Below are 11,067 nucleotides of genomic sequence, written 5' to 3' on the forward strand. Positions count from 1 at the left end.
GCGGCGATCCCCTACCCCGGGGCATGAAAATTTTCCGGGGTGGCGGCGGCCGACTGCAGAAACCGTTAACAAGGCGGCAGGTTAGGGCAACCACACCATAGTCCGGCACCGTACGCTGTCCCTGTCACACGCCCCACCCCAGACAGAAGGCCCACCCCACATGACCCAGACCGCCGTCGACGGTGAGTCCCTGCGCAGCCATTTCCTCGGCATCAGGTGGCCGTTGTTCTTCCAGGCCCCCGAGCGCCCGCGCGTCGCCGAACCGATCGTCTTCGACGACAACCCCTCCCCCGCACGATTCACCTGGCGGGTCATCCTCGGCGCGAAGAAGTTCACCTTCCCCGGCGCGGGACTGCTGATGCTGTCCAACATCGCCGGGGCAGGCCTCCCCGTCATCGCGGGCAGCGCCGTGGACCGGGGCATCGCCGCCGGGGACATGGGCCAGCTGGTGTTCTGGCTGGTTCTGCTGGCCGTCGACATCATCGTGATGTCGCTGTGCTTCCGGCTGGGATCGAGGATGGGGTTCTTCGGCATGCAGACCGTGCAGCACCGCCTGCGCATGCAGGTCACCGAGCGTCTGCTGCACCCGGCCGGCATGAAGGGACGCCAGCTCGGCGGCGCGATGCTGTCCATCGCCACCGGCGACGTGTTCCGGCTGGCCGGCGCCATGCAGCTGGGCGTGTACCCGGTCGGCGAGGTCGCCGCGGTGCTGGCTGCAGCGGTCATGCTGCTGGTCATCTCCTGGCCCCTGGGGCTGGCCGTGCTGATCGGCGGGCCGTTGATGCTGTGGGCGATGACCGCCGGCGGACGTCCACTGCAGCGCCGCAGCCGCGAGCAGCAGGCGCTGGTCGCCGGAGCGACCGGCCGGGCCACCGACCTGATCACCGGCTACCGGGTCATCAAGGGCCTGCGCGCCGAGGACGAGGCCGCCGCCCGCTACGCCGACGCCAGCGCCATTGCCCTGGGAGGGGCCCTGCGGGCCCGCAACTCCCGTGCGATCTTCATGGCATCGATGAACACGATGACCGGTGTCTTCATCGCCGCGCTGACCATCGGGGCCGCCTGGCTCGCCCTCAACGGGCACCTCAGCATCGGTGAACTGATCGCGGTCGTGGGCGTCACACAGTTCCTGGTCGGACCGCTGACCATGCTGCCCGCCAACTCCGGTGCGATCTGGGCGACCGGTGTCGCCTCCGCCGAACGCGTGCTCACCCTGCTGCGCACACCGTCCATCCACGACGGCGCCACAGGTTCCGGACCCGGGCAGCCCGGCACCGCAACAGCGAGCACGGCCACGTCCATCGACATCACCCACGGCGAGCACCGGGTCACCGCCGGTGCCGGGGAGTTCGTCGGCGTCCGCGCCCCGGGGCCTGTCGGACGCAGCCTCGCACTCCTGCTCGCCGACGGCCGGGTTCCGGACACTGACCGGGCCGCAACGTCCCGCGTCCTGCTGGGCACATCCCGCGGAAGCGACGCGACCGATGCCGCGGAGCTGCCGATCGAGGCCTACCGCACCCGCGTGCTCACCGCCCCGCACTCCGCCGACCTCTTCGACGGCACCATCACCGAGAACCTCGCCGGCCCCGACAGTGCGGAGGGCATGTTCCCGGGCGCCCTGCACGCCGCCGCCTGCGACGACATCCTGGACACCCTGCCCGACGGGATCGACAGCCGGGTGGGCGACGGCGGCACCCGGCTCTCCGGCGGCCAACGGCAACGCATCGCCCTGGCGCGTGCCCTGGCGGCGGACCCCCCGATTCTGGTGCTGCACGATCCGACCACCGCGGTGGACGCGGTCACCGAGAACACCGTCGCGGAGCGCCTGCCCGCCCTCCGTTCCGGACGCACCACCGTGGTGATCACCAATTCCCCGACGCTGCTCGGCCGCTGTGACCGCGTCATCGACCTGATGGGGGACGCATGACCACCACCTCCGAACGTCTGCCCGTCGCCTCCGGACGCAGGGCCACCGCCGCGGTGTGGGACGCACTGGGCGGCAGGCGCACCCTGCTGATCCTCGCCGCGGTGATCTCCGCCGGTGCAGCCGCCCTGGAACTGGTCACCCCGGTCCTGCTCGGCAACATCGTCGACGACATCACCGACAGCGTGAACGGCGGCGGCACCACCTCGATGTGGTTCTACGGCCTGATGATCGCCGGGGCCGTCGTCTCCGCCGCCGTCCTGGGCGTGGCCGGCGTCCTGCTCGCCGCGCGAGTGCTGGAACGACTGCTCGCCACTCTGCGCGAGCACCTGGTCGCCACCGCCCTGTCGCTGCCGCAGGAACGGGTGGAGCGCTCCGGCAGCGGCGACCTGATCTCGCGGGCCAGCGACGACGTCGCCCAGGTGTCCGAGGCCCTCTCCCAGGTTCTGCCGACACTGTCGCGCACCCTGTTCACCATCGCGCTGACCCTGGTGGGGTTGTTCGCCCTGGACTGGCGCTTCGGACTGGCCTTCCTGGTGGCGGTGCCGCTCTACTGGCTGGCGCTGCGCTGGTACTTCCGGCTCGCCCCGCCGCTGTACGCCGCCGAGCGCGCCGCCTTCGGTACCCGCGCCCACCATCTGCTCTCCGCGCTGAAGGGGCTGGACTCGGTGCTCGCGTTCCGGCAGTCGAGCTGGCACGGCGCGCGGATCGCCCTGTCCTCCTGGGCGGTGGCGACATGGGCGTTGCGCGCCCGCACGGTGGTCACGATGTTCAACTGGCGGATCGACCTGTCCTTCCTGACCGCGATCTCGGTCGTCCTGTTCACCGGCTTCTACCTGGTGGACGCCGACCTGGCGACGATCGGTGCGGCGACCACCGCCGTCCTGTTCTTCATGCGGCTGCAGGGCCCCCTGCGCGGACTGATGATGGAGATCGACACGCTGCAGGCAGCGGCGGCGTCCCTGACCCGCATCATCGGCGTCACCGACCTCGCCGGGGAGGACGCACCGGCGCAGGACGCAACGTCCGGCAACCCCGCCACCGACGCCACCGTGCGCATCGAGGACCTCTCCTTCGCCTACCAGGACGGTCCGGACGTGCTGCACGGTGTCTCGCTCGACATCTCCCCGGGCGAACGGGTCGCCATCGTCGGGACGTCCGGCGCGGGGAAGACCACGCTGGCCGCCCTGGTCGCTGGCATCCACTCCCCCGCGTCCGGCCGTCTCCACGCCCCGGAGAGGACGATGCTGATCAGCCAGGAGACCCACATCTTCGCCGGGACGCCGCGCGAGAACCTCACCCTGGGCGCCCCGGACGCCGACGATGACGACCTCACCGGGGCCCTGGCCACCATCGGTGCGGCGGATCTGCTGGACGAACTGCCCGAGGGGCTGGACACGCCCCTGGGCCCGCAGGGGTACAGCCTCACCGCCGCCCAGGAGCAGCACCTGGCCCTGACCCGCCTGCTGATCGCCGAACCCGACCTGGCGATCCTCGACGAGGCGACGGCCGAGGCCGGGTCCTCCCATGCCGCGGTCCTGGACCGGGCCGCCGATGCCGCCCTGCGGGGCCGCACCGGGATCGTGATCGCCCACCGGCTGTCGCAGGCGGTGGTCTGCGACCGGATCGTGGTGATGGAGTACGGCCGGATCGTGGAGAACGGGACCCACGACGCGCTGGTCGCCGACGGTGGTCAGTACGCCCGTCTGTGGGAGGCGTGGGTCGGCAACCAGGGGCGGTGACGTGCGGGGCCGTGCCGGGGCACGGTGAGTTGTGTTCCCGTGCGGGTCAGGCTTACGATCGGTCGCCATGATCACCCGCCCCGGAGACGTTTCAGACTCCTCCTACTCAGTACCCGGCCCCAACCTCGGCCGGCACCTCCGCGACACCGGAGGCAGGATGCTGCTCTGGCGGGGCGCACTGGGGATCGTCGCCGGTCTCCTCCTGATCTTCTTCCCCGTCGACACCGCCGTGGTCGTCGGAATCCTCGTTGGCGCATGGCTGCTCGTCGACGGCGTGAGCATGGTGGCGCTCGGTGTCAGCCAGCGCTCCCACGGCGCGTCCTGGGGCTGGACGATGTTCTCCGGGGTGGCCACGGTACTGACCGGCCTGGCCGTGCTCCTGTTCCCTGTGGCCTTCGCCGTGTTCAGCGCCATGGCCGTCCTGTGGATCACCGCGATCGGCCTGGTTGTCACGGGCGTCGCACGCATCGCCTCCCGGGCGGGCGGATGGGCCATGGCGACCGGCGTGCTGAACATCGTCTTCGGCGTGGTCCTCGCGGTGCTCACCGTGGTCGAACCGGCCGGGGGTCTGGTTGCGCTGGCGTGGGTCGTCGGCCTCTACGGCCTGCTGTTCGGCATCATGTCGGTGGTCATCGGCGTCCGGCTGCGCCGCCAGAGCTAGCGTCGCCAGCGTCCACCCCATGGGCACCCCACCCGTCGCGCGTGGGGCCACCCACCGGCGTACCGTCGGGGCATGAGTTCCACCGACCGCCGAGTCCCCCTGTCCCTGATCGATTTCGCCACCGTCCACGACGGTGAAACCTCCCGTGACGCCTTCCGCCGTTCGGTGGAGATGGCGCAGCTCGCGGAGCGTCTCGGCTACTCACGCATCTGGTACTCCGAGCACCACAACATGCCGTCGATCGCGTCCAGCGCCCCGGCGGTGCTGATCTCCCACATCGCGGCGAAGACCAGGACGATCCGGCTGGGCTCGGGCGGGGTGATGCTGCCCAACCACGCCCCGCTGGTGATCGCGGAGCAGTTCGGCACCCTCGCCGAGCTGTACCCCGACAGGATCGACCTGGGCGTGGGGCGTGCGCCGGGCACCGACCAGCGCACCGTCCTCGCCCTGCGGCGGGACGCCCGCGCGGCCGAGACCTTCCCGGACGACGTCAAGGAGCTGCAGGGCTACCTCGCGGGACGCTCCCGTGTGCCCGGGGTGACGGCCATCCCCGGCACGGACACGAACGTCCCGGTGCACATCCTCGGCTCCTCGCTGTTCGGCGCCCAGCTCGCGGCGAACCTGGGGCTGCCGTACTCCTTCGCCTCGCACTTCGCGCCGGACGCACTGAAGGACGCCGTACAGGTCTACCGGGACACCTACCGCCCCTCGCCGGAGCACCCCGAGCCCTACGTGATCGCCGCGGTGAACGTGACCGCCGCCGACACCGAGTCCGAGGCCGTCGCCCAGCACGAGGAGGTGCGCCGCCGGCGGGTGGAGACGATGGCCCTGCGGGGACGCAAGGTGTCCCAGGAGGACCTGGACCTGCTGATGTCCTCCCCGGCGGCGGACATGATCCTGGCGATGCTTCGCTACACCGCGGTCGGAACCGCACCCCAGATCCGCGAGTACCTCGAAGGGTTCGCCGCCGCCGCACAGGCGGACGAGTTGATGGTGGCCGTGCAGTCCCCGACGACCGACGGTGCACTGCGGACGATGGAGATCGTCGCCGATGGCTGGGGCCTGTAGCGAATGTAGCGGTACGGCGTTACTGCACTACAGCGCATATTTCACCCTTATTCACCCCCGAAAATACCCCCAGATACCGGATACTCCCCACGGTTCCCCGCGCCGGGACCCCTGGTGCAGACCGACCTTTTAGTTGTCGTATCCAGCGCCAAGGCAGGATTCACTAATCTCCGCCCGGCGACCCGCGGCACACTGCACCCTATCCTCGGCTTAGGTTGCACTTTGCTGCGTCCAACTCCTCGGCTACGCTGCAACGGAAAGAGATTTGCTCAGCCTTAGGAAACATAGGGGCGGGTTTACTGACGTGACCCGTCCCCGTGGACCAATCAGAAAGGGAATCCGCCGAATGCGCACTATCCGCCGAGGCAAGACCAGCCGCGCGCTGGCCGTCACCATGACCGCCATGCTCTCCATGGGGGCGCTGGCAGCCTGCTCCTCCGATGACGACAGCAGCGACAACGGGGACAGCGGCGACACCCGCACCGTCACCGACGCCCGCGGCGAGGTCGAGATCCCCGCTGACCCCGAGTACGTCGCCGCCTTCGACAACCGCATCTTCCAGGTCCTCGCCGACTGGGACATCGACCTCGCCGCCGCGCCGGTCGACCTGATCCCGGACACCATCGAGAAGTACCACGAGGACGACGTCGCCAACACCGGCAACCACAACGAGCCGAACTTCGAGCCGCTGATCGCCGCCGAGCCGGACCTGATCATCACCGGGTACCGCTACGGCCAGTACTACGACGAGATGAAGGAGCTCCTCCCCGACACCGCGATCATCGACCTGGGCTTCGGCGAGAACCCGGATGACCCGGAGGCCGAGAACGAGCTGCCCCTGGAGGACCGTCTCAAGCAGATCACCACCCTGATCGGCGAGATCTTCGAGAAGGACGACGAGGCCGCCGAGATCGAGACCGAGTTCGACGACGCCAAGGCCCGCGCCGCCGACGCCTACAACTCCGACGAGACCGTGATGGGCGTCATCGTCTCCGGTGGCGACATCAACTACTCCGCACCGGTGACCGGCCGCTCCGTCGGCCCGGTCTTCGAGATGCTGGACCTGACCCCGTCCCTGGACGAGACCGGTTCCGGCAACCACCAGGGTGACGACATCAGCGTCGAGCAGATCGCCTCGTCCGACCCGGACTGGATCCTGGTCCTCGACCGCGACGCCGGCACCTCCGCAGGTGCGGAGCAGCCCGCCAACGAGGTCATCTCCGACTCCGAGGCCCTGCAGAACGTCCCCGCCGTGGAGAACGACAACATCGTCTACTTCCCGGAGGACTTCTACACCACCGAGGACATCGAGGCCTACGCCGAGGTCCTGAACCTCATCGCCGATGCCTTCGAGGAGCACGACGCCGAGTAGTCCGCGCGGTTGGTCCCGGTACCAACCTCCACGCACGGCCCCCACCTGGGCGCCGAGCACGCGCCCGGGAACGGGATGGAGCTGCAGCACATGCAGGGTCATCCCGTCCCGGGCGCACCCGTGTCACCGCACCACGACCCCCAGCGACAGCCCAGCACAGACAGGAACCCGATGACCGTCGCACAGTCCCCGGCCGCCGACGAGGCGCCGCCGTCCGATGCACCACCGCCGACGCGGTCGTGGTGGCGCACCACGTGGCCGATCCTGATCGGCATCGTCTTCACGCTCGGCCTGATCGTGCTCTCCCTGTTCGTCGGTGTCTACGACATCACCGGTGCCGAGGACGGCTGGGACATGTTCGGCATCACGCGCGTGCCCCGGACCGTGGCCCTGGCGCTCGCCGGTGCGGCCATGGCGATGTGCGGCCTGGTCATGCAGCTGCTCACCCAGAACAAGTTCGTGGAACCCACCACCACCGGCACCACCGAATGGGCGGGCCTGGGCCTGATCCTCACGATGATCGCGATCCCCGGTGCGAGCCTGTTCACCCGCATGGTCGGGGCGATCATCTTCGCCCTGGTGGGAACCATCGTCTTCTTCCTGTTCCTGCAGCGGGTCACCCTGAAGTCCTCGCTGATCGTCCCGATCGTGGGCATGATGCTCGGCGCGGTGGTCGGCTCCCTGTCCACCTTCGTCGCACTGCGCACCGACATGCTGCAGCAGCTCGGCATCTGGTTCGCCGGCAGTTTCACCAGCGTGGTGCGCGGGCGCTACGAACTGCTGTTCATCGTCTTCGCGGTGACGTTGCTGATCTTCATCATCGCCGACCGGTTCACCGCCGCCGGACTGGGCAAGGACATCGCCACGAACATCGGCCTGAACTACCGGGCCGTCCTGTTCACCGGCATCATCATGATCGCCGTCGTCTCCGGCGTGGTGACCGTGGTCGTGGGGTCCCTGCCGTTCCTGGGGCTGATCGTCCCCAACATCGTGTCCCTGTTCCGGGGCGACAACCTGCGCTCCAACCTGCCGTGGGTCTGCATGCTCGGCATCTGGATCCTGATCATCTGCGACATCATCGCCCGTACCGTGATCGAGCCCTTCGAGGTCCCGGTCTCGCTGATCCTGGGTGTGATCGGCGCGTTCGTCTTCGTCTTCCTGCTGGTGAGGAGCCGCCGCCATGCCCGCTAAGAAAACCAGGCTCAAGGCGCTGAAGGACACCTCGGTGGACATCACCACCGATGCCGGGTCCTCCGACGTCCGCGACGGAAAACGCCATTCCGGCCCCTTCACCACGAAGAAGCAACGGACGAAGTACATCGTCCTGGTGATGGTCCTCGGCCTCCTCGCCGCGGGATTCACCATCGGCCATTTGAGCTACGGCAACCCGATGGACTTCGGCACGTCCGGCTACTGGAAGATCGCGCAGATGCGCGTCGACTCCCTGATCGCGATGCTCGTCGTGGCGTTCTGCCAGGCCTTCGCGACGGTGTCCTTCCACACCGCGACGAACAACCGCATCATCACCCCCTCAATCATGGGCTTCGAGTCTCTCTACGTCCTGACGCAGACCGCGGTCATCTTCTTCCTGGGGACGGCCGGGCTGAATGCCTTCACCGGCACGACGCAGTTCATCTTCCAGTCCACACTGATGATCGCCTTCGCCGTCTTCCTGTACAGCTGGCTGCTGTCCGGGCGCTTCGGCAACATCCAGGTGATGCTGCTCGTCGGCATCGTCATCGGTGGTTGCCTGGGGTCGTTGTCGACCTTCATGCAGCGCCTGCTGGAGCCCAATGAGTTCGACGTCCTGACGGCACGGAACTTCGGCAACCTGGGCAACGCCCACACCGAGAACTTCCCGCTGGTCATCCCAGTCGTCATCGTGACCTGCACGATCCTCTACCTGCGTTCACGCAAGATGAACGTGGTCGCCCTCGGTAAGGACACCGCAAGCAACCTGGGACTCAACCACAAGCGGGAACTGATGATCCTGCTGTTCCTGATCGCCGTCCTGATGGCGATGACCACCTCCCTGGTCGGCCCGATGACCTTCCTCGGCTTCCTCGTCGCCATCCTGGCCTACCAGTTCACCGACACCTACGACCACCGGTTGATCCTGCCGGTCTCCGTCCTCATCGGGTACATCGTGATGTCGGGTTCCTACTTCATCATGCGCAACATCTTCTACGCCGAGGGCATGGTGACCATCGTTATCGAGCTTGTCGGTGGTACCGTCTTCCTCTTCTTCATCATGCGAAAGGGCCGTCTGTGATCACCCTCGAGAACCTCAGCAAGTCCTACAGTGCCGAGACCACGATCGGCCCGGTCAACCTGGACATCCCGGCCGGCGGCGTCACCGCCCTCGTCGGGCCCAACGGCGCCGGCAAGTCGACGGTGCTCACCATGATCGGACGCCTCCAGAAACCGGACAGCGGGAAGATCACCGTCGGCGGCATGGACGTGGCGTCCGCCCCGTCCGGGGAGGTTGCGAAGCGGCTGTCGATCCTGCGCCAGGAGAACCACTTCGTCACCCGGCTCACCGTGCGCCAGCTCGTCGGCTTCGGACGCTACCCCTACTCCCACGGCCGACTGAACGTGGAGGACGAGAAGTACATCTCCGAGGCCATCGACTTCCTCAACCTCACCGAGTTCGAGAACCGCTTCCTGGACCAGCTCTCCGGGGGCCAGCGGCAGCGCGCCTACGTGGCGATGGTGCTTGCCCAGAACACCGAGTACGTGCTGCTGGACGAGCCGCTGAACAACCTGGACATGAAGCATTCGGTGCAGATGATGAAGCAGCTGCGCCGCGCCTGCGACGAGCTGAACCGCACGGTGATCATCGTGCTGCACGACATCAACTTCGCCGCCCGCTACGCCGACCACATCTGCGCCATGAACGACGGGCAGGTCACCGTGTTCGGCTCCCCCGACGAGGTCATCCGCGACGAGGTCCTCACCGAGATCTTCGGCACGGAGGTCAAGGTGCTCCAGACCGAGGACGGCCCGCTGGCTAGCTACTTCTAGCCCGCCATCTTCAGCCCCACCACCCCGCCGATGATCATCGCAAGGAAGATCATCTTGGCGGGGTTCAGTGTCTCCTCCCCCATCGCCGCGGAGAGGGCGACCGTGGTGACCGCACCAACGGCAACCCACACCGCGTACGCCGTGCCGACCGGGATCTCCCGCATCGCCCAGCCCAGCCCGACCATGCTCACGGTCAGGCCGCCGAGGAAGACGGCGATCGGCAGGATCCTGGTGAACCCGTCGATGCGTCCGAGCGCCGTCGCCCACACGGCCTCGAAGAGTCCGGAAAGGATCAGAACGGTCCAGGCCATCAGGAAAACCTCCACGTCATAGGTTGGCAGTGCGTGGCCGTCCTTGTGCGTCTCCTGCGCTTGCCCGGTTACGGCTCCCTCGCCCGGGTTGTGACCGACTATCGCACGGAGTGTCCTGTCCCCGCCACCTGCTCCGGCTCCGCACTTTTCCGGGCATCATCCCCGGGCACCCCGTCCCCGGGTCCGTCGCTGGCGGGTGCTGTGCAGTCGGTGGGGCGGAAAGCATCACGGAATCCGGCGATCGATGGCAGCGCCCCGCAGGATCCGTGATGATACGCCGCACGTGTACGCGTACTCACCCCGGCCACCGGCACGCGGGTACGTTGGTGAGCATGGCTTCACCAGAGAATGCTGACGTGGCGGCGAACTTCCGCACCGCCTTCCGCCGCCACCCCACCGGCGTCGCGTTGATCACCGCCCATGTCGACGGGCAGGACGTCGGCATCACCGTGTCCAGCATCGCCTCGCTGTCGGTCGAACCGCCGGCGGTGGCGTTCTCCCTGTCGAAACCCGACGGCAGCGCAGGCCGGATCCTGGAGGCGGATTCCTACCTGATTCACTTCCTCAGTGAGGACCAGGCCCACATCGCCTACGAGTTCTCCCGGGTCGACGGAAACCGGTTCACCGACGACCAACAGTGGGTCGCCGCCCCCACGGGCGAGCCGCTCCTACCGGATTCCCTGGCTGTGATGCGGGCACGCACCATCGACACGATCCGGGTCGGCGCGTCCACCCTGATCGCAGCCGAGGTGTCCGCGGTGACCCGGGGCGAGGACGGACACGGCGAGGCCCCCGCCAACGCGGACGTGGCAGGGCCCGCCCCCCTGATGTTCCGCAGCCACCAGTTCTACCGCTTCCCCACCGAACAGCCCCCGCTCTGAATAAACATGCCCCCGGGTACGGTTCCCGGCTTGTGATGTCTCGGGACATCGGTGACAAAACTGGATCAGGACATCGGTAACAGT

10 protein-coding genes are annotated in these 11,067 nt (G+C 68.0%); 9 read left to right on the plus strand and 1 reads right to left on the minus strand.

The features are described from left to right. The first annotated feature begins 160 nt into the window (after positions 1-160). From ACTIL2_RS14275 to ACTIL2_RS14310, 8 genes are all read left to right on the plus strand, one after another. Positions 161-1,927, plus strand: a complete 1,767-nt coding sequence (locus ACTIL2_RS14275; protein ID WP_442338140.1) for an ABC transporter transmembrane domain-containing protein — start codon at positions 161-163, stop codon at positions 1,925-1,927. After that, positions 1,924-3,666: an ABC transporter ATP-binding protein gene (locus ACTIL2_RS14280; protein ID WP_442338141.1), complete on the plus strand. Its 1,743-nt coding sequence runs from the start codon at positions 1,924-1,926 to the stop codon at positions 3,664-3,666. Before ACTIL2_RS14275 ends, ACTIL2_RS14280 begins: the two co-directional genes overlap by 4 nt. 67 nt (positions 3,667-3,733) lie before the next feature. Continuing rightward, complete coding sequence (locus ACTIL2_RS14285) at positions 3,734-4,327, plus strand: HdeD family acid-resistance protein (protein ID WP_442338142.1); 594 nt, start codon at positions 3,734-3,736, stop codon at positions 4,325-4,327. Between the two features lie 72 nt (positions 4,328-4,399). Next, the gene (locus ACTIL2_RS14290; RefSeq protein WP_442338143.1) at positions 4,400-5,395 is read left to right on the plus strand and encodes an LLM class flavin-dependent oxidoreductase; all 996 of its coding nucleotides are present in this window, start codon (positions 4,400-4,402) and stop codon (positions 5,393-5,395) included. A gap of 346 nt (positions 5,396-5,741) precedes the next feature. Then, complete coding sequence (locus ACTIL2_RS14295) at positions 5,742-6,767, plus strand: siderophore ABC transporter substrate-binding protein (protein WP_442338144.1); 1,026 nt, start codon at positions 5,742-5,744, stop codon at positions 6,765-6,767. Between the two features lie 171 nt (positions 6,768-6,938). Further along, positions 6,939-7,958, plus strand: a complete 1,020-nt coding sequence (locus tag ACTIL2_RS14300) for an ABC transporter permease (RefSeq protein WP_442338145.1) — start codon at positions 6,939-6,941, stop codon at positions 7,956-7,958. Then, entirely contained in the window at positions 7,948-9,039 is a 1,092-nt protein-coding gene (locus tag ACTIL2_RS14305; protein WP_442338146.1) for an iron chelate uptake ABC transporter family permease subunit, read from the plus strand. Before ACTIL2_RS14300 ends, ACTIL2_RS14305 begins: the two co-directional genes overlap by 11 nt. Beyond that, complete coding sequence (locus ACTIL2_RS14310) at positions 9,036-9,791, plus strand: iron ABC transporter ATP-binding protein (RefSeq protein ID WP_442338147.1); 756 nt, start codon at positions 9,036-9,038, stop codon at positions 9,789-9,791. Before ACTIL2_RS14305 ends, ACTIL2_RS14310 begins: the two co-directional genes overlap by 4 nt. Here the strand turns inward: ACTIL2_RS14310 and ACTIL2_RS14315 are convergent. Beyond that, positions 9,788-10,102, minus strand: coding sequence for a DMT family transporter (locus tag ACTIL2_RS14315; protein WP_442338148.1), 315 nt, complete (start codon positions 10,100-10,102; stop codon positions 9,788-9,790). The genes ACTIL2_RS14310 and ACTIL2_RS14315 overlap by 4 nt on opposite strands. Before the next feature lie 332 nt (positions 10,103-10,434). Here ACTIL2_RS14315 and ACTIL2_RS14320 point away from each other — a divergent pair, with 332 nt between their 5' ends. Continuing rightward, complete coding sequence (locus ACTIL2_RS14320; RefSeq protein WP_442338149.1) at positions 10,435-10,983, plus strand: flavin reductase family protein; 549 nt, start codon at positions 10,435-10,437, stop codon at positions 10,981-10,983. Positions 10,984-11,067: the final 84 nt, after the last annotated feature.

It is taken from the genome of Corynebacterium sp. (assembly GCF_052107835.1).
Classification (GTDB): Bacteria; Actinomycetota; Actinomycetes; order Mycobacteriales; family Mycobacteriaceae; genus Corynebacterium.